Consider the following 21,162-nt stretch of genomic DNA (forward strand, 5'->3'; position numbering starts at 1 on the left):
CTCTTCGGGGTGAGCGACGACGGTCCTGCTCCGGCGGTTGCGACGCCGGTCCCAGCGGCGACGCACGGAGAGGCCGCCGGCCTGGCAAGGCACCGGCTGCGCTCCGCGGCGGCGTTGCCACGGGGCGTTCATATGGCGGGGACAGTAGCGAGCCGGTCCGCTCAGCGGAAGTCCTCGTCCAGAATCCGGTCTCCGGACACGGAGCCCCGGTACGGCCCACGCATAAGGGCCGGTCAGCGGGACGGCGTCCGGTAAGCGAACATCTACGCGCGTTCACGTGTCACGACACGGCCGGGTCCACACGTCCACGGATGTGAACCATCGTTAACAGTGTGTGAACGGCCACCGGAGAAATTTCCCGCCGCCGCCCACCGGAAACGTCACCGCGCCACCCGGAAGTCCGCCCGGACGGCCGCCCGGAAATGCCGTCGGCCCGTACGGAGGAGGGAACCTCCGTACGGGCCGACGAAGCCGCAACACCACCGGGCTCACGTCATCCGGGTGGCCCACTCCTGGACCTTCACGATGCGCTGCTGGATCTGGTGGGCCGTCGCCTCGGCGCTCGGCGGGCCGCCGCAGACCCGGCGCAGTTCGGTGTGGATGACGCCGTGGGGCTTGCCGCTCTGGTGGGTGTAGGCGGAGACCATCGTGTTGAGCTGCTTGCGCAGGCTGAGCAACTGCTTGTGGGTGACGACGGGCCGCGCCTCGGCGGGCTTCTCCAGGAGGTCGGCCTCCTCGGCCGGCTTCTGGCGGCTGTGCGCGATCTGCCGGCTCTGCCGCTTCTGGAGGAGAAGCTGGACCTGGTCCGGCTCCAGGAGCCCCGGGATGCCGAGGTAGTCCTGCTCCTCCTCGGAACCGGGGTGGGCCTGCATGCCGAACTCGGCGCCGTCGTACAGCACCCGGTCGAAGACGGCGTCGGACTCCAGCGCCTCGAAGGGCAGCTGCTCCTCGGTCTCCTCGTCCTCCAGCTTCTCCGCGTCGGCGAGGAGCTTGTCCTCCTCCGAGAACGGGTTCTCCTCGTCGCTGCCCTTCTTCGGCTTGTCGAGCACGTGGTCGCGCTCGACCTCCATCTCGTTGGCGAAGTCGAGGAGCATCGGGATCGTCGGTACGAAGACGGACGCGGTCTCGCCGCGCCTGCGGGAGCGCACGAAGCGGCCGACGGCCTGGGCGAAGAAGAGAGGCGTGGAGATGGTGGTCGCGTACACGCCGACGGCGAGCCGCGGCACATCGACCCCCTCGGACACCATCCTGACCGCGACCATCCAGCGCGACTCGTCCGCGCTGAACTTGTCGATCTTCTTGGAGGCGGCCTTCTCGTCGGAGAGGACCACGGTCGGCGTCTCTCCGGTGACCTTCTTCAGGATCTTGGCGTACGCGCGGGCCGAGTCCTGGTCGGTCGCGATGACGAGCCCGCCCGCGTCGGGGATGCCCTTGCGGACCTCGGTGAGCCGCTTGTCGGCGGCGGAGAGCACGTTGGGGATCCACTCGCCGGTGGGCGCCAGCGCGGTGCGCCAGGCCTGCCCGATGGCGTCCTTGGTCATCGGCTCGCCGAGCCGGGCGGCGATCTCGTCGCCGGCCTTGGTGCGCCAGCGCATGTTGCCGCTGTAGCTGAGGAAGATGACCGGGCGGACGACGCCGTCGGCGAGCGCGTTGCCGTAGCCGTAGGTGTAGTCGGCGGAGGAGCGGCGGATGCCGTCGTTGCCCTCCTCGTACGCGACGAACGGGATCGGGTTGGTGTCCGACCGGAACGGCGTACCGGTCAGCGCGAGCCGCCGGGTCGCCGGGTCGAACGCCTCCTGGCAGGCCTCGCCCCAGGACTTCGAGTCACCGGCGTGGTGGATCTCGTCGAGGATCACGAGCGTCTTGCGCTGCTCGCAGCGGTTGCGGTGCAGCATCGGGCGGACGCCGACACCCGCGTAGGTGACGGCGACCCCGTGGTAGTCCTTGCTCAGCGGACCGGCGCTGTAGTCGGGGTCGAGCTTGATCCCTATCCGCGCGGCCGCCTCCGCCCACTGCTTCTTGAGGTGCTCGGTCGGGGCGACGACGGTGATCTGCTGCACGACATGATGGTGCAGCAGCCACGACGCGAGGGTCAGCGCGAACGTGGTCTTGCCTGCGCCGGGCGTCGCGACGGCGAGGAAGTCGCGCGGCTGCTCCTGGACGTACCTCTCCATGGCGCCCTGCTGCCAGGCTCGCAGCTTGCCGGCGGTGCCCCAGGGGGCGCGGCCGGGGAAGGCGGGTGAGAGGTGGTGGGAGGCGGTGGTAGTAGTCACGGTCTCCGGTTCGGGGCTCTCGGGTACGTGGGTCGCTGTCGGCACCGGACCGGGCCGGTACGTCCGGCCCGCGATACGACAACCGGGCCACCTTACCGGGGGCCCGGCCGCGAACCGTCCCGAACACCGCGACCACTTCGCCGATTGGGACGGTCCTCACACCTCGTGGACGACCAGGTTCCGCAGCCCTTGGGAGATCGCCTTGATCTCGTCCGTCTCCCCCGTGGCGACAGCGATGACCAGGCGTTCCGCCGCGTCGATGTCCGGGCGCAGGTCGACGCCGTTCATGGCCAGGAACGTGACGCAGGAGAGCCAAGCAGTCCTTTTGTTGCCGTCGAACAGCGGATGGTTGACGGCCAGAGACTGGAGGAGAGCCGCCGCCTTGTCGATCAGGTCGGGATAGGCCTCCTCGCCGAACATGGCGGCCGAGGGCCGGTGGGTCGCCGACTCCAGAAGGCCGGCATCCCGGACGACGACCTGCATGTCGTCGCAGGCATGCTCGGCGATCACAAGGATGTCCTCCGAGCTCAGATAGACACAGCTCACTTCAGCCGCTCCATCAGCTCGCCCCATTTGGCCGCCTGCTCCTTGGCCGTCTTGCGGACGATGGCCTGCTGCGCGGTCCGGGCGAGATAGTCGTCCACGGCCTGCAGCAGTATGGCGTGCATGCTGGTCCCCTCCTGCTCGGCGCGCTGCTTGAGGGCTTCGGTCTGGTCGTCACGGAGACGCAGGTTCATAGCCATACCAGAACGGTACCACCGGATGGGGCCACAATGGTACCGCTACCTCTCCCGCACCCGGGTCGCCACCCAGGCCCCCACCGCCGCCACCCCCGCCATCGGCAGGAACACGGCGGCGAACGCGCCCGGGTGCGAGCCGGAGGCGCCCGCCTCCACCGCCCCGTGCGCGGCCGCGCCCAGGGCCTTGCCGCCGAGGGCCGCGAAGGCGGCGCCACCCATGGCCAGCAGCAGCACGTTGGAGAGACCGTCGGAGATCTGGAGAGCGGCGGAGTTGGAGCCCGCCTCCTCCGGGGCCGAGAGCTTCAGCAGCAGCACGCTGGTGGAGGCGATCACCATGCCCATCCCGAAACAGCCGAAGGCCCAGGCGACGGCGACGATCCAGACCGGGACCCCTTCGATCAGCACGGAGGGCGCGACGACGATCGAGGCGGCGACGAGCACCATGCCGCTGACCATCAACCGCTCCCGGTGCGCTTCCATACGCGGCCGGGACTGTACGTACGAACCGAGCGCCCAGGTCGCCCCGCCCACGGCCAGCGAGAGCCCGGCCATCGTCGGGGACAGCCCGCGCTGTGTGACCAGCATCAGCGGTACGAAGGACTCGGCGGCGATGAACGACCCGGCGGCGACCCCGCGCAGCAGGACCACCGAGGGCAGCCCGCGCCCCGCCCGTACGGTCCCGGTGGGCAGCAGTCCGCGGACGGCGGGCACCAGCAGGGCGACGCCGAGGGCGGCCGGCAGAAGGGCGAACCAGTTCAGCTCCTGCCCCGCGTACTGGAGCAGCCCCGCCCCGGCCGAGATCCCGAGGGCCAGCCGGATCCGGCGGCGGTCGTACGGCTCGGTGGCTGCGGCCGGGTCCGCGGGCCCGGAGGCGGTCCGCCGGATCGCCGGGAGGGCCAGGGCGAGCGGGACCACGATCAGCACAGGAATGCCGACGAAGACCCAGCGCCAGCCGAGGTGCTCGGTCACCGTCCCGGAGGCGAGCGGCCCGACGACGGAGGGGATCACCCAGCTCGCGGCGAAGGCGGCCAGGATCGCGGGCCGGATGCGCTCGGGATAGGCCCGCCCGATGACGACGTACAGGGCGACGATCACCAGTCCGCCGCCGAGCCCCTGGACCGCCCGCCCGGCGATGAAGATCCACATGCTGGAGGCCGCCCCGGAGAGCAGCAGACCGGCGCCGAACGCGGTGATCCCGGTGGCGAGCGGCTGGAGCGGCCCGCGCCGGTCGGCCCACTGCCCGGAGAGGACCATGGCGAAGAGGCTGGTGGTGAAGTATGCGGAGAAGGCGAACGCGTAGAGCGGGATGCCGTTCAGCTCACGGGCGGCCACCGGCATGGCCGTACCGACCGCCGTGGCCTCGAACGCGATGAGGAACACCACGGAGACGATGCCGATGCTCAGCGCCCGGTAGGTGCGCCCGAGAACCCCTTCGACGGCCGCGAGGGGAATGTCGGACAACAGGTCCGGAGAGTGATCGTCGGTCGCGGGCGGCGTGAGGCGTGCGGCATCGGCGCCGTCACGCGGTTCGAGGGCGGTCATGGCCTCAGGGTAAGGGGCGTGGGCCGGTTTGAACCCTGTCGATATACGGTCCCGCGCTCGGCCCTTGGTCGTAGGTCCGGAGCCCCGGGTATGAACGGCGTATGGCAGTCGCGTTGCGGCCCCGCCGGATTGCTTGAGGCGAAGGTCGGGGGCCCGTAGCGTCATGGACAGCAAAGGAACAGCGCATCCAGCATGACTCCCGACCGTGTGCCCGAGAGGCTCAGGGGCTCGACTGCAACTCGAGTTACACCGGTTCGATTCCGGTCACGGTCTCCACAACGCGGAAGTGGCCGCCCCCTCTCAGTCGGGGGCGGCCACTTCCGCGTACACGCGCCCTGCACCGCACGGGCCGATCACGGCTCACGCCTTGAGCGCGTCCAGCACATCGTGCGCATCACTGATCAGGTCGCCTTGGTACGGGGTCAGTTCGGGAGCCTCGACCTCGCCCTCCGGAGGGTCCTCGCCGTCGTACGCCATCGAGACGGACATGCCGATCGTGATGACGGCACCGCCGTCCCGCACGGACACCTGCGAGGAACCGTCGTCCAGCGTCACCAGATAGGCGCTGTCCCCGAGACCGACGATCCCCTCCACCTTGGCGACTTCGTTCCCGAAGAGGTCCAACTTCGTGCTCAGCGCCTCGAATTCGGGACCCGGGTCGGCCTCCTTGTGCAGTTCGACCCTCATGGTCACAGACATCTGGGCGGACCCTCTGTCCGCCCGCTTCTTCCCGGAAACCTCGAAGGGAGCGAGCGAGACCGCGCAGTCGACCCGGTCGACGGCAGGATGCTCGACCCGCCCCGGCTGCTCGGTCGGCTCGTGCTCGACCTTCCCGACGGATCCGGAGAGCGCCTTGAGCTTCATCGCGGCACAGGGCTGCTCCCCCAGCCCGTACCCCCGCACATCCGGCTTCCCGTCCCCGAACCCGTACGCGAACACCGCCGCCGCCCACACCACGGAAGCCACCAGCGCGCCGCCCAGACCCCACAGCAGCCCCTGCCCCCGCCGCCGCCCGGCCGCGGGCTTCCGGTCGAACCCGCTCACCACTTCCGCGGGCGCGTCCGCTTCGTACTCCCCCACGATCTCCGGTTCGGAAATCACTCCGGCACCTCCCCCTGGTCAACGGCTACGGTACCGGCCCCTGCCCGCAGCCGCCGCACCGCGCGTCACACGGGGTCGAGTACCGGCCGAGGCTCGAGCCCACCGTCGTTCTCGCAACCCAGTTCCCTCGCCATGGCGAGGGCGAAGGAATGAGCCACGGTCGCGTAGGCGTCCTTCAACTTCTCCGGGTCCCCCTCAGGCTTCTCGGGCGACCAGCGCTCCACGTCGAGCCTGATGTGAGCCGGTGTGGAACCAGGCAATTTCTCGCTCCGGCAGGCGAACCGGACAACACCGGCGTCCGGAGCGGCCAGGGCTTGCTCCCCCATCGGAATCACCCTGAACTCCGGAGCGGGTTCACCCTCCGGCGGCCCCAGACCAGCTCCCAGGTCACCTCCAACCGATCGCTCGGAACGGAGTTCACCGCGAACACGTAGCAAATGTCCCCGTCGTTGGCGGCGGGGGAATCGTACGCCTCGCTCAATGACCTTGCGGCGTATGCGACGGTGGACTTCTCGTCCGAGTCCTCGAACCTTGACGACCCCGTGATCACCTTCAGCGCTTCTGCCGCCTCGGCGGAGACGGCGGTGCCGCCGCAGAGTTCCCTCGGACCTGCGGCCCGCTCATGCGCTGCGTCGGCGCTCCCACTGCCCGTGCAGCCGACCGCCCCTGCTGCTAGAGACAGCACGATGACCGCGCCGACGGGGCCGACGCGGCCGCGACTGAGTCCCCCGCGCCCACTCATGTGGCCGCTGGCAACGAGGAGGGGATGACAGGCGGCTTCGCACAATCCATCTCTGCCACAACCGGCTGAGCGAACGCACTGAGCAGTTCCCACCGGAGCTCCGATCTCAGGCTCTTCCCCGCCGCCTCGAACTGGAGCGGAAGACCGGACGGCTGGGAGGCGATGGCTCCGGGTACGGCGCAAACCGCGAGCAACTGCATGCGAGCCGGCCCGGGTTCAGGTGCCACGAACAGCGATTCGTTCACCTGGCGCCACGTCCGGCCGATCTCCGGGCTGTCCACCATCCTCAGTGAGAGGACGGACCACTTCACCGTTACCTCGACGGTTCCGCTGATCCGATCACCCTCGAATACATCTGTGCGGCAAGCGGTGTAAGGGGTGTGCAACAGGTCGGACTCCTGCCACCGCTTGGCCTCCCGCACGAGAAGATCCGCCGGCACATCGGCCTGAGGCGTCCCGCTCGCCTTGACATCACTGCTGCCTATTGTTTCGACGACCGACTCCACGTTCCCGGCACCGAGCAACGACTTGCACTGCCCCAGTTTTAGGGGTTCCGCCTGTTAACCGCCCCGGAACAGCCTGAGAGAAGACCGCCTATGGCCAGAACCGCGACGGCCGTCAACCGGTCCGACCTGTGCGACATCGTCATCAGGAGTCGATCTCTGCCGGGCGGCTGACCGGTGGAAGCTGCCGCAGCCCCCGGTCCAGCTTCTTGGGGAGACCGGCGTCGTCCTCGCACTCCAGCTTCTCGGCTACCGCCAAAGACGCGGAGTGGACAATTTCAAGGTTGTCCATCAAGTTCTCCAGAGCATCACCTCGGTCGCGGGCTTCGCTCAGTCCTCCGTAGATCCGCGCCGGGCGGTTCTTCGAGCCATCGAGTTGCGGGCTGACGCATTCAAAATAGATGCCGGCCGACCGGACGTTGGCTACCGCTTCCTTGCCCAACGCGAACCGCTTCGCCCCCTCAGGGTTCCCTGGGTAATTGACGTCCTGTGGAGCGTATATATGGAAAGCCAAGACCGTCTCTTCACCATTGCGGCTCCACTTCGTAGCCATCTCGCAAAGATCTTCTCTTGGCGACCAGCTACGGCCGGAGGCATACCCCTTCTCGATCTTTTCGATGAGCCGATTCATGCCACCACCCGCTCGCCGCTCGAAGGACGTCGCGCCCGTCACAGTCTCCACCGTCTTCTCCAGGCCACCCGCGAACACCCCCTCGCACACTTCCGCCGCATTGACGTACGGCGACTGAGGCTCTGGGTCCGATGAGCATGCGGTAGCACAGACGGCCAGGAGCAGGCCGACGATCAGATTATTTCTGATTCGATTCACACCCATACCTTTCATTGCAGACCGGGGCAGCCTCAGCCCGCCTCCGGATCCACACCCTGCTGATTCTCTCGTTCGTTACCGACCCCATAGCCCAGGAGCATCGATTCCTTCAGATCCTCTCGGAGCTTTGAATCTTCCTTGGCCGCGTGAAGGGCGAGGAAATCCTCCATCGGAGCCTCCGCCATCGACTCACCAGAGCGATAGATGCTGTTCCATTCCTCTCTGGTGAGTTGCTCCGCCTTCTCCTTGCTCTTGTCGACAGAGTTGTCCGAGATATCTCCGACGACCTGGCCGATGACCTGCTCCGCGGCACCACTGGCCGTGTCGGTCGCTAGAGGGATCAGCACGGCGGCCGCACCCACCGCAGCCGTCGCCGGCAGGAACGCGACGCCGGCGGCGATTCCCACCCCTGCGCCGAACTCCACCCAGCCCGCGCGTTCGGCCACCGCCTTCTCGTAGTCCTCGTGCTTCTTCATGTTGTCCGCCTGGACCTGGTCGGCCCTGGACTGGTCGAGCATGCCCTGCACCACTGCGCCGACCCGGACGGTCGAGCGTGCGGCATCAGAGTCAATGGTTCCATCGGGGCCCACGTGCGTTTCCAGCACGCTTCTTGTGTATGCCTGCTCCGCCGCGGAAAGGGTGGCGTAGGCGTCCGGGTGCTGGCCGAGAGCACTGAGGAATTGGCGAGCGTTCGAACGGGCCTTGTCCCCGTCATCACCGAAGGGGATATGCCCTTCGATATTCTTGGTGGGGGCGAAGACGCTATTCACGTCGCCCTTGTCCAAAGCCCAGTTGATGTCGTCGATATATCCCGCACCCATGACGCCCATGCTGTCTGCCAAGCCCTCCTGGTGCTTGAGCAAGCCGGCGTCCGCCCCGTACTTCTCCATGACCTTCTGCATGATCGCGGCATTGTCGGTATCCTGCTTCACGCTCGCGTCTGGTTCGCCCGCCGGGTAGCCCAGAGTTGCCGCTTCCAGTGCACGCCCCAGCGCGTCCGGCATGTACTGGAGGGTGGGTACCAATTTGTCCGGATCGTTGGAGTTGGAGTCCGGGAACGACTCCCACTTCTCGTTTCCGAAGAAATCGAGGTAGTTGTCGATGGCCACCTCACGCTTCTCGCCGAGGTCGTTGTCGGTGGCCTCGGCCTTCATCTTGCCGAGGTCTGCCGTGGCGCCGCGGTTGACGGTGCCGTCCTCGTTGTAGGCCGTCGGGTCATCGGTGAAGAACTTCTTCGCGGCGTCCGGGCTGTTCCCCAGCGCCTCCAGCATGGCTGTAGTGGGGTCGTATCCGGATCCGTTCTTACCTGAAGGGTTGTACGGATTGTCCAGGAAGCCGTTCACCTGCTTGTTGCCGGCAAACCGGTAGGGGTCCTTCTGATGCAGCTGCGCCACGTGCTCGGCGATAGGGTTGAGGAACTTCGCGTCGTAGTTCCCGTACCGCATGATTCCGCCGAGCAGCTGATAGCCGTATGGAGCGCTGCCGGTATCGTACTTGGACAGCGGAATCTGCTGGGTACCCATCTTGCGGAGCTCCGGCCCCCACTCCGCGGTGAATGCCTTGTCCTGCGAAGCGGTGGCCAGGTTGAGGCCCAGGTTCTTCTGGAGCGCCTGGACATCCTTGAGCCGCTCCTCATCAGTGTTCACACCCTCATGCGTATCCGTGGCGAGCTGCCCGAAGAACGCGAGTGCCTTCTCCGGGCCGAGCTTCTCGTAGAAGCTTTTGGCGAACTCCGGTGACTTGGCGTTGTCGCGCAGCAGTTCATTGAGCGCCTGGAGTTGGGCATGCGTGAGGTCGCGTCCCTTGCGTGCGAGGTCGGCGGCGCGGGCAGCTTCTTCCTGGTCCAGGTTCTTGTACTTCGGGCTGCTGAAATCCTTGCCCTCGGTGACGTTGGCCTCGAGCGCGTTCTTGAAGGCGACGTCGGTGTCGTTGCAGTTGTCGACGATCAGGTCGATCTTCTTCTGCCAGCTGTCGACGGCTTCCTTCTGCTTGCGCAGCGCTTCGGGATAGTCGGGATCGTGCCGCGCAGTCACGTCTTCCTCCAGCGGCCTCCGCGGCGTGACCTTGCCCTTGGCGTCCACATGGATGCCCGCTGCGCGCCCTTCGACGTCGCGGATGTTCACCAGGTCATCCTTGGCTCTCTTGAAGGCCGTGTGCGCATCCTCCAGAATGAGCTTGACACCTTTGGCCTCGGCGACCGCGTCCTTGAACTCCTTGGCGGTCTTGCCGATGAACCCTTTGGTGACGCCGGCGTTCACTCCATCCCACTCAGCCTTCTCCGCCTTGACCTTCATCCCGTCATTGGCCACCTCAGCCAGGCGTTGCAACTTGGTGACCATCTCCGACCAGTCGTCGGCAGCCTCCTTCAGCTTGCCGAGCGGTGCGTCGATGATGTCCTCGTACTTCAGCACGCCAACTCCCCCGTGACCTACTTCAGATAGTCGTTGAGCTTGGAGACGCTGAGCAGATCGCCGACGATCTGAACGTCGTCCTTGTGATGGGCGGCCTTGGAGTAGTCGAGGTGGTTCGAGATCTGTGCGCAGGCGTCGAGGAGCGTCTTGAGGTGCGTCTGCCAACGGTCGTGAACCTTCAGCAGCCCGGATCCACTCACGAAGTTGCTGTTGGTCAGCGCGATGGCCGCGTCGAAGGTCGTGGGCCGCGCGTGATCGCCGTCCTTCGACAGCCGCGTGCGCAGTTCGTACGCATCGTGCCCGATCGCACCCAGGTCGTCATCGTTGACGGCAAGGTCAGCCTGTGACGGACCCTTCGGAGTTCCTGGTTCGGCCGGTGTGCCATTGAGGCGCATATCAACCCTCTGGGTCGATTCCGTGCGAAGTTCCGACCATTCCGCATCAAACGTCATGGATTCCCCGTGATGGTCTACTCAAGCGGCCGAAGCCTTGGACAGATTCACTGGCTCAAGGCACCAACACTAGCCGCCGGAATTCACGGAATGGCATCAAAACAAGACATCCATGAACCCCTCACGACGGAACACCGAAAGGCAACGCGCGAACTCGGCTCACAAACTTTTTCGGGCACCGGGCAGCTTATTCAAGCCATGGGCCACCGCGACCTGAGACCAACGGTCTAGAGCGGGGTGTTCTCTGGCGCACCAGGGGGAGGAGACGTCGGCGGATACGGCGGCTGGAACTGCGGCTGCCCATACCCGTACTGGGGCTGATACGCCGGCGGAGCCTGTGCGGCAACAGCCTTTCGTCGACGGGAGCGGAGCACCGCTGCTGTCACGCCGCCACCCACCAGGGCTGCCGCGCCGATCCCCAGGCCGAGCCAGAGAGTGGTGTTGCTGCCCTCGTCCGCAGCCGCGGCAGCTGGCTCTTCGCCCTGATCAGAACCGCCCCCAGCCTTGGAGGGCTGCGGCGAAGGGGCCTCGGACGCCGCTGCGGCGAGATCCGGAAGCGGATACACATCGGCCGGCCCGGGGTCCCCGGGCGTCTTGAGCGCGATACGGGGTCGAACGATTCCGTAGCCGATCCCGTCGGACCGCTTCTTGCCACTGATTGGGCCGCCTGCAGTGTTCAGCATGACCCGCAGAACTTGGTTGTTCGTCCAGTCCGGATGCTTGGACCAGGTCAGGGCGGCGGAGGCTGAGGCTAGAGCTGTTGCGTCGCTGGTGCCGCTGCTCTCGCACAACTGGGTTCCTCCAGAACACGCGTGAATGGCATCCACGCCTGGTGCTGCGAGATCAACCTGCGGTCCGTACTGAGAGGACTTGGCCCTTCGAAAATCCTTTCCTACGGATCCCACGCCGACAACACCCGGCGTCCCGACAGGGTATTCGATCGCGTTATCCTTATCCCCACTGTTCCCTGCGGCTGCGAAGACCAGCGAACCTTCATCCAGGGCATACCTCACAGAATCCCTCAACCGTTGCGATCCAACGTTATTACCGAGCGAGATATTGATAACCTTGGCGCCCTGATCGACAGCAAAGCGAATTGCCACTGACACGTCATCGTTGAAATATCTATCCGCTGTCGCGCCCATGGATTTACTCTCGCTATCCGTGACGCGGATCGGGAGAATTTTGGATCCTGGAGCCAGGCCGAAGGCGCCGCCACTGCCGCCGCCGTTACCGGTTCCAGCAATGAGACCAGCGATCCCGGTTCCATGATTGTTGTAGTCAGTATGCTCGTCCCCCGGAGAATCCGTCGCCAGATCTTTCCCCTTGAGGACGCGCCCCTGAAGATCAGGAACTGAAGCGTCCACGCCTGAATCGATCACTGCGACGGTGACGTTCTCACCGGTGCTGGTCTTCCACATCTGCTCGGCACGCATGACATCCAGATGCCACTGGCGGGAACGAACGGAATCAGCGTGTGCAGGGGGAGCGCCCACCAAGAGCAGTGCCACTACAGAGGACAGGACGGCCCCACGCCGGGCAATGGCTGCACTGGTAGCACCCATTCCATTCCCCTTTTCTGGATTCTTGCTGCTCAGTCGATCACCAGCACGACGGGTCAGGCGCTCTGCTGCAGAATCTGTCCGTCCTCCTCTGGACGGAATCAGCCATCTCGCCTTTCGCCCTTGCGTGAGACACAAGCGCGTCGCGGAACCCATACCTTCTCGCCCGTAGCCTCCTCCCCATGCGCGAGGACTGGTGAGGCCCTTTCAACCGACGGGGCCCGGCCCTTGGCCGGGTGGAGGTCCGTAGGACGCATCGGAGTACGGGCTGTTCTGCGGTGAGCCGTACGGAGAATGCGGCGGTTGAGGGTGCTGCTGGTGTGGATACGGCTGTTGATAGGCCTGCGGCACGGCAGCGGCCGCGGCGCGCCGGCGCCGGGCGACCACCAGGGCACACACGACACCCGCCAAGGCCACCGCTCCGGCACCGAGGCTGATCCAAAGACCTGTGTCACCACCGTCGTCGTCACCCGAAGCGGCCGTGGCAGGTTCCAGGGACCTCGCCGGGCCGTCAGCAGCCTTGGACGGCTCCGCGGAGGGCTTCTCCTTCGCTGCGGCCTCCGCCTCCGCCAGGTCCGGGAGAGGGTACTCATCGGCCGGGCCTGGGTCGCCGGGCTTCGTCAACGCCGCCCCCGGACGCACTGCGCCGTAGCCGACGTAGTCGTTGCGCTTGGCACCGCTGGTCGGGCCACCAGCCGTGTCAAGCATGACCCGGAGGACCTGGTTGTTCGTCCAGTTCGGGTACTTGGACCAGATCAGGGCGGCGGAGGCTGAGGCGATGGCGGTGGAGGCACTGGTGCCGTACGACTCGCAGAAGCCAGTCTTGCTAGTACAGGCCTGAACCATGTCTTCGCCCGGAGCGGAAAGATCCACCTGAGGCCCGTAGTGAGAGAAATCGGCCTTCTTGAGGTCTCTGCCGATCGCGCCGACGCCCACTACTCCAGGAGTTGACGCCGGATACATGATCTTGTTTCCCTTATCTGCATCGTTTCCGACGGCAGCGAAGATCAAAGATCCCTTTCTCAAGGCGTATTTAACGGCCTCGTCGAGATTTCGCGAACCCGCCTCTGCACCCTGAGAGAGATTGATGATTTTCGCGCCGGAATCAGCAGCATACCGAATCCCCTCTGGCACAGATCTGTTGAAGTCCCTCAACCCTTCCGCCTGGGTATTCAACTTCTCTCCAGGGGTCATTCGAATCGGTAGGATCTTCGCGCCCGGGGCCAGCCCAAAAGCCCCACCTCCCCCATTCCCCTTACCTGTTCCAGCAATCAGTGCAGCCATTCGAGTACCGTGACCGTCCGGATCGGTGTGCTCGTCTCCCGAGGCGTTCAAGGCCAAGTCCTTGCCCTTGAGCACACGACCCTGCAGGTCAGGGACGGAGTCATCGACACCGGTATCGATCACCGCGACCGTGACACCCGTCCCGGTACTCATGGCCCACATCTCTTCGGCTTTCATGGCATCGAGGTGCCACTGCATCGACCTCATAGAATCCGCATAAGCCGGTGTGGCGCTACCTACCAGCAGTCCGATCACCGATACGAGAACGGCACGGATGCGCACTTTTCGCTGACTGCCGATGGGCATGCGTTTCCCTTACCAGGTGTTGGTTAGTCGATAACCGGTGGCACTACGCGCCGGGATCCCTGCTGCCACGTCTCTTCGTCCTCCGTCAGATAGTCAGGCCTCTCGCTGCCCTCGTCCCGACGTGAGTCACCAGCACGCTGCGAGCCCACGGCACCTCGCCCCATCGCACCCGCGCTGCGTGCGCCTTCGCCTGACGCCGCTCCTCGCACAAGGCCCGTGCCTCCAGGCGTGAATGGTCGTGCGCCGGTTTGGCCGGGCTGCTGCGGGCGGCCACCCACCATTCCGCCTGCTTCGCCGGCAAGTCGACGTCCGCCGATGATGCCGCTCTGCCCGCTTCCAACTGCACCGCCCGGCGCGTGCATCATCGGTGCACGACCACCGTGAACGCCTTCGCCGCCGACCACCAGTCCACGCGGCAGGCCGCCCACGGGCCGCCCCGCGGTCTGCGGAGCAGGTCGGCCGCCGACGATACCGTTGGCCGGAGAGGGGCGTCCGACCTGCCCATTACCAGGACCGTTTGGCCCTGGCATGGCCAGAGAAGGCCGCACGGCACTTACCGGCCGGCCTGAGCCGTTAGTCGACGGCAGCGGAACAACACCCTTGTTCAGGATCGGTGGAGCTCCACCGACGACAGGCGGAAGGCCGACGTCGGGCCTTCCCCCGCCAGGCTGCCCTTGAGCCGGAGTCGCTGACGGCAGTGCAGGCGTGTCGGGAAGCGTCGCAACACTGTCGATGCCCATATCCACCGGCGGAACCACCGGCGGCGTCGGCACAGGAGGCCTGACCGCAGCTACGTCTGGACCACCTCGGGACACACTCCCGTCGACACCAGATACCGGGCGCACCACCTCGCCACTCGATGAGGGGCTGCTACCGCCCGACGTGGCTGGACCAATGCCCCTTGTGCCGTCGAAGTTGGTCTCCTCCTTCGGCACGATCGCCACCGGCGGAGGCGGGAACGTGGGCTTCTCCAACCGGTCCATCTCCATCGTGGACTGGTTGTACGCCTCCGACAGAGCCTTCATGCGCTGCGCAGCCTCGTGGCGGGCGGAGTCGTTGGCCGCGATCTGGGCCTCCGCCTTCTTCGCAATGGCTGCGGCGTCCGGGTCGTTCCTCGCCTCCAGCGCCGCTTCGAGGTTCGCCTCCGCGCCCTTGTGGATGGTGCGGGGAATGGTGGTCTTGGCATGGGTGATCGCGTGGGATGCCTGTGTGAGCCACTTGGCCGCGCCCGCGCTGTATTCGCCGAGGCGCAAAGTCTCGTTCGCCAGGTTCGCCGTCCAGGTGCGGAACGCGTCGCTGCCGTCGCCCTTCCACTGCACGATCTGAGGACGGACCTTCAGCTCCTCGGCGATCTTGTGGATCTCCTCAGCCGCCGACTTCAGCCGGTCTGCGGCCCCACGCACCGCAACGCTGTTGGCCTGGTCCAGCCACTTCAGCATCTGTTCGTGGGTCATGCCTTCGAACCCGCTAGCCATCCCGCTCCCCCATCCGGTCCCGTGCCGTACGCGTGATCACTATTCCCATGAGAGTCCGTCTGTGCCCGAAGTGTCGCCACTGGACGACGGAACCTCTGCCGGCTGGTCGCCGCTCTGCTTGGTCACAGGCGCTTCCGCCTTGTCCGGCTTCGGATAGTGCTGCTCCACACCCGTCTTGATCGCAAGCATGCGGTCGCGGATGTCCTGGTCCATGTTGTCGTAGCCCTTGTGCGACGCCAGGACCGCGATGCTCATGCCCTCGATGGAGTCCGAGAGGAGCTTCGACAAGGTCTCCAGCTCGCCTACGACCTTCTCGTACGAGGCGAACATGCCCTTCGCCTCCGGCCAGGACACGTCGCCGAACTGGCTGTCCTTGATGGAGATCTCGCCCAGCTTCTTCGCGTCCGCCGGTGATGCCTTCAGGTCCACGAGGATCTCGTCGATGCGGTCGCGGAACTTGGTGAAGGACTCCAGCTCGGTGTAAAGCTCTGTGACCGCACTTTGCGCCGCAGCGACGGCGCCCCCAATGAATCCCCCGAAGAGCCCCCCGGAGGAGCCGGCCCCTTCGGAGCCCTCTCCCGTCGCCACAACACCCTCCCCGTTGTCCTGCTGGTACAGCTTCGAGGATCACTGTAGCCAGCATCGGTGACAGCTCGCACCCTTTGATTGCACGTGCAATGCGCATCACACTGCCCCGACGGCGGTAACGAGCCAGTCAGGGCTTGGGCGTTGCCACCGCTGCCTGGGGTCTGATGGGGAGTCGGTTCACCGGGCGGCCCGTTGCGGAACGGACTGCCGAGGCCACCGCGGCGGGGGCCGTGACGACCGGAACCGCCGAGGCCGGTTTCGCGCCGAAGGGGGCCACCACGTCGCGTTCCTCGACCAGTTTGACGATGCGGATGTCGGGGGCGTCCAGCGAGGTCGGGAGGGCGTAGCCGGTGAGGTCGGGGTGGCGGATCAGGCCTCTCGCGGTGCGGAGGTTCTCCGTGAGGGCCGCGCCGATGCCCTGGGTGATGCCCGCCTCGATGCGGATCGCCAGTTGAGCGGGGTTGAGGACCCGGCCCACGTCCTGGGCGACCGCCATCTCGACCACGCGGATCGAGCCGAGCTCGATGTCGACGTCCACCACCGCCCGTACCGCGCAGAACGCGAGGCCGACGAACGCGTCGCCCTGGCCCGACTCGTCCAGTGGTTCCGTGGGGTGCGGGCGGCACTGAGCGGTGGCCCAGAGTTCCTTGCCGTCCAGGGCCTCCGTGACGGTGGTGGAGAGCACGCCGTCGTACGAGGTGATCTTGCCGTCGGCGATCTGGAGCAGCTCCGTGGACATGCCGAACTTGTGGGCCAGCGGCTGGAGGAGCTGGGTGCGGACCATCTTCGCCGCGCGCTCCACCGCCCCGCCCGACACCCAGGTGTGGCGGCCGTGGGTCGCCGGGCCGGCGGGGGGCTGGTCGGTGTCTACCGCCGCTACGTGGACCTCGTCGACGCCCAGGACCTCCTGGACGATCTGGCGGGCGAGGGTCGTGAAGCCCTGGCCGGTTTCGACCGCCGCGCAGATGACGGTGGCCACGCCGTCGTGGACCCGGACCGTGGCCGTGGAGACCTCGTCCGTGCCCTCGGCGCCGAGCATGTGGACCATGCCCAGGCCGTAGCCCACGCCCCGGCGCACCGCCCCCGGCTCACCCGCGCCCTCGGGGCCGCCCGGCAGCAGCCAGTCGTCCTCCGGGGCGTCCTTCGGGAGGGCGGGGAGGGGATGGTCGCGGACCGAGCGGAGCAGTTCGGCCACGGGGGCCGGGCAGGTCACCGTCTGGCCGGTGGGGAGGATGTCGCCGGTGGAGAGGGTGTTGCGCAGGCGGAGCTCGGCGGGGTCGATGCCCAGCTTCGCGGCCAGCTTGTCCATCTGGCCCTCGTACGCCGCGCAGACCTGCATCGCGCCCTCGCCGCGCACATGGCCCGAGGGCGGGTTGTTCGTCCGGACCGCCCAGCCCTCGATGAAGGCGTGCGGAACGACGTACGGGCCGCAGGCGAAGGCCACGGCCGCCGCCAGGGACTCCGCGGAGGCGTCCGCGTACGCGCCGGCGTCCAGGAGGATCTGGGCCTCCACCTTGACCAGCCGGCCCTCCGCGTCCGCGTGGTGGCGGTAGCGCAGGAGGGTGGGGTGGCGGTGGGTGTGGCCGAGGAAGGACTCCTCGCGGCTCGCGGCCAGCTTCACCGGGCAGCCGGTGCGCAGCGCGAGCAGGCCCAGCGGGATCTGGAAGCCCGGGTCCTCGCGGTCGCCGGTCGCGCCCGGCACCCCGGTCACGACGACCTTGACCCGGTCCGGCTCCAGGCCGAAGCAGGCGGCGATCAGGTCGCGGTCGGTGTGCGGGTCGGTGGAGGCGGTGTAGATCTCGACGCCGCCGTCCGGGCGGGGCACGGCGAGACCGGCCTCCGCGCCGATCGGGGCCGGGTCCTGGCGGCCGATGCGGTACAGGCCCTCGACGACGACCTCGCCCGTCGCCTCCGCGTCGCCGTAGCGCAGCGGGATGTGCCGGATCAGGTTGCCGTCGGGGTGCAGGGGCTCGGCCGCGAACGCCTTCTCCGGGTCCGTGACCGGCTCCAGCACCTCGTACTGCACGGCGATGGCGGCGGCGGCCAGCCGTGCTGTGTCCGGGTGGTCCGCGGCGACCGCGGCGATCGGCTCGCCGTGGTGGCGGACCAGGTCGGAGGCGAACACCGGGCGGTCCACCACATGGCGGCCGTAGTTGCTGTCCCCCGGCACGTCCTCGTGCGTGACGACCGCCCGCACCCCGGGCATCTCCTCGGCCGCCGAGGTGTCGATGGACAGGATGCGCGCGTGCGGGTGCGGGGAGCGCAGCACGGCCGCCCACAGCAGTCCCTCGGCCCAGAGGTCGGCGGCGTACGGGAAAGTGCCCTCGGTCTTCGCCCGGGCGTCGGCGGCGGGGAGCGACGCCCCGAGGCCCATCTGGGGCAGCTCCTGGTCCTGGTCCGGGCCGCCTCCGGGTCCGCCGCTCAGCGCGTCGATCCTGGGCAGGCCGGTGCTGGTCGCGTTGGCCGCGGTGGCTGCGTCGCTGCTCACGCCGCCTCCTTGTCGTTCGCCGGGTGCTGCTGGTGCTGCTCGTGTACGGCGGGGCCGCGGGCGTGCCTCACAGCGCCTCTCCCTCGTGCGGGTGGGGCCCGTGCTGTACGCCGCCGGCGCCCGGCTCGGCCTGGTGCGGGATGCGTGCCTCGTCCTGGACCGCCGTGGCCGCCTCGGCGGTCGCCTCGCGGGCCGCGACGACGTCCGCTACCGCGTCGAGCACGCCCCGGTAGCCGGAACAGCGGCAGAGGTTGCCGCAGAGGGCCTGGCGGGTCTCCAGCTCGCTGGGGGCGTGGTTGCCCTCCAGCAGGTCGTGGACGGTCATCGCCATGCCGGGGATGCAGAAGCCGCACTGGACGGCTCCGCAGGCGGACAGGGCGCGCTGGACGTCGGAGGGTTCGCCGTCGACGGCCAGGCCCTCGACCGTACGCACCTCGCTGCCCGCCGCCGTGGCCGCGGGCACCAGGCAGGAGGCGACCAGCCGGCCGTCGACCTGGACGTTGCAGGCGCCGCACTCGCCCTGCGAGCAGCCGTCCTTGGCCCCGGCCAGGCCGAGGCGCTCGCGGAGCACGTAGAGCAGGGACTCGCCGATCCAGGCGTCGCTGACCGGGCGGTCCACGCCGTTCACATGGAGCAGGTAGGACGCGGAGGCGTGCTCGCTCGGTGTGTCGAGGTGAGCGGGCGCGGGGGTGGGCACGGGGGCGGGAACGAGGTCGGCGTTCTGGTCCGGGACTGCTTCCGGAATCGCGTCGGGCGCTGCCTCCGCCGTTGCCTCCGCCGTTGCTTCCGCTTCGGCCTCGGGAGAGAGCTCGGGCGCCGTGTCCTCCGTCGCGGCGGATGCCGGGTCGGGTCGCTCGGCGGTGGGGCCCTCGGTGCCGGTGTCGGCGGGGGTGCCGGTCTGTGCGTCCGCGGCCGCCTGATCCGCCTCTGCCGCGCGGGCTGCTGCCGGATCGTCCGCCGCCGCTTCCGGTTCCGGTTCCGGTTCCGCTTCCGCTTCCGGGGTGTCCTCCGCTACGGGGGCGGGGGCGGGCTCCGGTTCCGGCGTGGCCCAGGGGGCGGGGGCGCCGCCGGGCAGCGTGGCCGGGCGGGCGCTGTCCGCGTACCACTGCGGGGTGTGCGCCGAGGCCAGGAACTCGCCCGATTCGTCCGGGAGATCCCCGTCCGCCACCGGGATCGTCCACTGGCCCGTGTGGCCCGTGTGGCCGGAGAGGTCGGTGTGGCCGGCATGGCCCGTGTGGTCGGCGCCTCCGGCCGCACCAGGCACTTCCGGACCGGGTGCTTCCGGACCAGGTGCTGCCGGACCGGGCGCTTCCGGGGCGCCCTGCTGCGGAGCCGCCGGCGTCTCACCGAAGGCCTCGGTGAAGTTCCACTGGGCCGTGGCGTGCGACGTGTCCTGGTAGGGGCCCTGGTATCCGCCCTGCTGGTTCGGGTCCGGCCAGTGGACCGCGCCGGTCTCCCGGGCGGCGGCCTCGTGTGCGGCGGCGGCCTCCTGGGCGCGCTGCTCGGCCTGCGCCTGCTGGGTCTGCGTCTGGATCACCCAGCTGCCCGTCGCCGCCGGGTCCAGACCGGCGGCCGGGGTCAGCGGAACGATCATCGGCGGGACGTACCCGTGGCCGGGCGCGGCCAGCGGGATGTTCGCCAGGTCCTCCGGCGGCAGGTGGACGAACGCGGTGGCGTCGGCGTCGAAGCCGTCGCCCTGCGGGGTCGGCTCCCAGCCGCCGTAACGCGGGTCCGGGCCCTCGGAGTGCCCCTGTCCCTGCTGCCCGTGCTGGTCGGGGAATTCCTCATTGCTCACGACAGTGCCCTCCCCAGCGCGCGTCGGGCGAGCGCGGCGACGGTGCGCCGCAGGTGCAGTACGGCCGGGGACAGCGGCGGGGCCTCTGTGCCGTCGGCCGGTGGTGCGTGGTCCGGGATGCAGGCCGCGGCGACGTACTCGCCGAAGGCCGCCAGCGCGTCGGGGGCCAGGCCCCGCTCGCCGTCCCAGTCGATCAGCGAGGCGATCCAGCGCTCCGCCTCCAGCGGGCGCAGCGGCATCGGGGCGATCGCGCCGACCGCGCAGCGCACGCCGCGCCGGGCCGGGTCCAGGACGATGGCGACCGAGGCGGTGGCGCGGCCGGGTCCGGTGCGTCCGGTGGCCTTCAGGAACACCTGCGGGGCGTGCAGCAGCGGTACGCGGACGAAGCCGATCAGCTCCGCGGGCTCCAGCAGTTCACGGCCGGCCAGCAGGTGGGAGACGGGGATCTCGCGGCGGGCGCCGCCGGGGCCGGCGATGACGAGCTCGGCCTCCAGCGCGGCCAGCACCGGCAGGGCGTCCCCGGTGGGCGCGGAGGTGACGATGTTGCCGCCGAGGGTGCCGGCGTTACGGATCTGGGGCGGGCCCGCGGCGCGGGCGGAGGCGGCGAGGGCGGGGATGAGGGCGGCGAAGTCGGGGCGGCCCATGCGGGCGTGGGTGAGCCCGGCGCCGAGCAGCGCGTGGCCGTCCTGGTAGTGCCAGCCGCGCAGCTCGCTGATCCGGCCCAGGCCGACCAGCCCCGAGGGGCGCAGAAGCCCCTTGTTGACGGCTGCCATCAGGTCCGTGCCCCCGGCAACCGGAACGGCTGCGGGCATGGCGCCGAGTGCCGCCACGGCCTCGTCCAACGAGGCCGGCAGCGTCACCGACTGCGTCGCCTGCGGTGCGTGCGTGGTCAACCCAGCTGCCCCTTCCCGGTCTCCCGGCTGTCCCGCCTGTTCCGCCGTACGGTACGTGTTCACAGCCCGGACGTGGCAACTCTGGCACATCTTCCGATCGGACCGGCGCGAGGGTCCGCGAAGGGTGGATCCGTCCCTGACCTGCGGGATGTTCCGGTTTCGCACTTCTTCGGCGAGG

16 protein-coding genes and 1 tRNA gene are annotated in these 21,162 nt (G+C 68.3%); 1 reads left to right on the forward strand and 16 read right to left on the reverse strand.

Translation table 11 applies throughout. The features are described from left to right. Window positions 1–488: 488 nt before the first annotated feature. From G3I54_RS33290 to G3I54_RS33305, 4 genes are all read right to left on the reverse strand, one after another. On the reverse strand, window positions 489–2,273 hold the full coding sequence (locus G3I54_RS33290) for a DEAD/DEAH box helicase (RefSeq protein ID WP_164620273.1): 1,785 nt from the start codon (window positions 2,271–2,273) through the stop codon (window positions 489–491). A gap of 156 nt (window positions 2,274–2,429) precedes the next feature. After that, window positions 2,430–2,819 carry a type II toxin-antitoxin system death-on-curing family toxin gene (locus tag G3I54_RS33295; RefSeq protein WP_164620275.1) on the reverse strand — a complete coding sequence of 130 codons (390 nt, stop codon included), beginning with the start codon at window positions 2,817–2,819 and terminating at the stop codon, window positions 2,430–2,432. Further along, window positions 2,816–3,016 (reverse strand): ribbon-helix-helix protein, CopG family, encoded by a 201-nt coding sequence (locus tag G3I54_RS33300; RefSeq protein WP_073738190.1) that lies wholly within the window; start codon window positions 3,014–3,016, stop codon window positions 2,816–2,818. The genes G3I54_RS33295 and G3I54_RS33300 overlap by 4 nt, the downstream gene beginning before the upstream one ends. 39 nt (window positions 3,017–3,055) lie before the next feature. After that, window positions 3,056–4,555, reverse strand: coding sequence for an MFS transporter (locus tag G3I54_RS33305; protein ID WP_164620277.1), 1,500 nt, complete (start codon window positions 4,553–4,555; stop codon window positions 3,056–3,058). 201 nt (window positions 4,556–4,756) lie between these two features. On the opposite strand from G3I54_RS33305, the gene G3I54_RS33310 reads away from it, so the two are divergent. Next, window positions 4,757–4,831: transfer RNA gene (locus G3I54_RS33310), tRNA-Cys, on the forward strand. A gap of 84 nt (window positions 4,832–4,915) precedes the next feature. Here G3I54_RS33310 and G3I54_RS33315 read toward each other — a convergent pair. From G3I54_RS33315 to G3I54_RS33370, 12 genes are all read right to left on the reverse strand, one after another. Further along, window positions 4,916–5,656, reverse strand: a complete 741-nt coding sequence (locus G3I54_RS33315; protein ID WP_164620279.1) for a hypothetical protein — start codon at window positions 5,654–5,656, stop codon at window positions 4,916–4,918. 738 nt (window positions 5,657–6,394) lie between these two features. Then, a complete protein-coding gene (locus tag G3I54_RS33320; RefSeq protein WP_164620281.1) occupies window positions 6,395–6,904 on the reverse strand; it encodes a hypothetical protein in 510 nt (169 codons plus the stop codon). A gap of 142 nt (window positions 6,905–7,046) precedes the next feature. Continuing rightward, window positions 7,047–7,730, reverse strand: a complete 684-nt coding sequence (locus tag G3I54_RS33325) for a hypothetical protein (protein WP_164620283.1) — start codon at window positions 7,728–7,730, stop codon at window positions 7,047–7,049. Between the two features lie 32 nt (window positions 7,731–7,762). Then, window positions 7,763–10,141 carry a DUF6571 family protein gene (locus tag G3I54_RS33330; protein ID WP_164620285.1) on the reverse strand — a complete coding sequence of 793 codons (2,379 nt, stop codon included), beginning with the start codon at window positions 10,139–10,141 and terminating at the stop codon, window positions 7,763–7,765. A 17-nt stretch (window positions 10,142–10,158) separates the two neighbouring features. Beyond that, window positions 10,159–10,593: a hypothetical protein gene (locus G3I54_RS33335; protein ID WP_164620286.1), complete on the reverse strand. Its 435-nt coding sequence runs from the start codon at window positions 10,591–10,593 to the stop codon at window positions 10,159–10,161. A 227-nt stretch (window positions 10,594–10,820) separates the two neighbouring features. Then, a complete protein-coding gene (gene mycP / locus G3I54_RS33340; protein WP_239144697.1) occupies window positions 10,821–12,029 on the reverse strand; it encodes a type VII secretion-associated serine protease mycosin in 1,209 nt (402 codons plus the stop codon). A 333-nt stretch (window positions 12,030–12,362) separates the two neighbouring features. After that, on the reverse strand, window positions 12,363–13,745 hold the full coding sequence (gene mycP, locus G3I54_RS33345) for a type VII secretion-associated serine protease mycosin (RefSeq protein WP_164620303.1): 1,383 nt from the start codon (window positions 13,743–13,745) through the stop codon (window positions 12,363–12,365). A gap of 23 nt (window positions 13,746–13,768) precedes the next feature. Next, window positions 13,769–15,199: a hypothetical protein gene (locus G3I54_RS33350; protein WP_164620306.1), complete on the reverse strand. Its 1,431-nt coding sequence runs from the start codon at window positions 15,197–15,199 to the stop codon at window positions 13,769–13,771. Window positions 15,200–15,259: 60 nt separating this feature from the next. Next, entirely contained in the window at window positions 15,260–15,808 is a 549-nt protein-coding gene (locus tag G3I54_RS33355; protein WP_343240492.1) for a hypothetical protein, read from the reverse strand. A 127-nt stretch (window positions 15,809–15,935) separates the two neighbouring features. Next, window positions 15,936–18,296 carry a molybdopterin cofactor-binding domain-containing protein gene (locus tag G3I54_RS33360; RefSeq protein WP_164620308.1) on the reverse strand — a complete coding sequence of 787 codons (2,361 nt, stop codon included), beginning with the start codon at window positions 18,294–18,296 and terminating at the stop codon, window positions 15,936–15,938. Window positions 18,297–18,363: 67 nt separating this feature from the next. Next, the gene (locus tag G3I54_RS33365) at window positions 18,364–20,091 is read right to left on the reverse strand and encodes a (2Fe-2S)-binding protein (protein ID WP_164620310.1); all 1,728 of its coding nucleotides are present in this window, start codon (window positions 20,089–20,091) and stop codon (window positions 18,364–18,366) included. Beyond that, complete coding sequence (locus tag G3I54_RS33370; protein WP_030087564.1) at window positions 20,088–20,984, reverse strand: FAD binding domain-containing protein; 897 nt, start codon at window positions 20,982–20,984, stop codon at window positions 20,088–20,090. The genes G3I54_RS33365 and G3I54_RS33370 overlap by 4 nt, the downstream gene beginning before the upstream one ends. Window positions 20,985–21,162: the final 178 nt, after the last annotated feature.

Source organism: Streptomyces sp. SID14515 (assembly GCF_010548505.1).
GTDB lineage: Bacteria > Actinomycetota > Actinomycetes > Streptomycetales > Streptomycetaceae > Streptomyces > Streptomyces caviscabies.

Excerpts from the sequence above, each read along its gene's own strand:
- G3I54_RS33300 (WP_073738190.1), bottom strand. The coding sequence starts at position 3,016 with ATGGCTATGAACCTGCGTCTCCGTGACGACCAGACCGAAGCCCTCAAG.
- mycP (WP_239144697.1), bottom strand. The coding sequence starts at position 12,029 with ATGCGTGCCGAGCAGATGTGGAAGACCAGCACCGGTGAGAACGTCACC.
- G3I54_RS33305 (WP_164620277.1), bottom strand. The coding sequence starts at position 4,555 with ATGACCGCCCTCGAACCGCGTGACGGCGCCGATGCCGCACGCCTCACG.
- G3I54_RS33350 (WP_164620306.1), bottom strand. The coding sequence starts at position 15,199 with ATGACCCACGAACAGATGCTGAAGTGGCTGGACCAGGCCAACAGCGTT.
- G3I54_RS33335 (WP_164620286.1), bottom strand. The coding sequence starts at position 10,593 with ATGACGTTTGATGCGGAATGGTCGGAACTTCGCACGGAATCGACCCAG.
- mycP (WP_164620303.1), bottom strand. The coding sequence starts at position 13,745 with ATGCCCATCGGCAGTCAGCGAAAAGTGCGCATCCGTGCCGTTCTCGTA.